The organism is Anaerobutyricum hallii DSM 3353, from assembly GCF_000173975.1.
GTDB lineage: Bacteria > Bacillota > Clostridia > Lachnospirales > Lachnospiraceae > Anaerobutyricum > Anaerobutyricum hallii.
In genome coordinates this window covers 1-532 of sequence record NZ_ACEP01000157.1, presented here as the reverse complement: position 1 = coordinate 532, position 532 = coordinate 1, and the positions used below count along the sequence as shown (strand labels likewise).

At 35.7% G+C, this 532-nt stretch carries 1 protein-coding gene; it reads left to right on the top strand.

What is annotated here, in order from left to right; genetic code table 11:
- The coding region (locus tag EUBHAL_RS16290; RefSeq protein ID WP_005351340.1) for a helix-turn-helix domain-containing protein at window positions 1–211 on the top strand (211 nt) is incomplete at its 5' end.
- Between the last annotated feature and the right edge of the window lie 321 nt (window positions 212–532).

Genomic DNA, 532 nt, shown 5'->3' with positions numbered 1-532 from the left:
GTATCCCAATGATGAACAGAAGATTTTGTTTGCTAAGACTTTTGGCTGTGTGAGAATGGTATACAATCATTGGCTTGATAGAAAGATCAGGCAGTACGAGGAGAACAAGACAAACGTAATATATACCATTTGTGCAAAAGAAATGGCTGCAATGAAGAAAACAGAAGAATACAGATTTTTAAAGGAAGCAGATAGTATTGCATTACAATAATCGCTCAGGCATCTTGATACGGCATTTCAGAACTTTTTTAAACAGCCGAAAACAGGTTTCCCAAGGTTTAAATCAAAAAAGCGGAATAAAAACAGCTATTCCACAGTTTGCATCAATGGGAACATAACTATATCTAATGGATATTTGAAATTACCTAAGATTGGCCAAGTCCGCTTAAAACAGCACAGGATTATTCCAGAGGAATACAGCCTCAGATCTGTAACAGTAAGTCAGACATCAAGTGGAAAATACTATGCAAGTATCCTTTTTGAGTATGAAGACCAAGTACAGGAAAAAGAGATGCAAAAGTTTTTAGGTTTA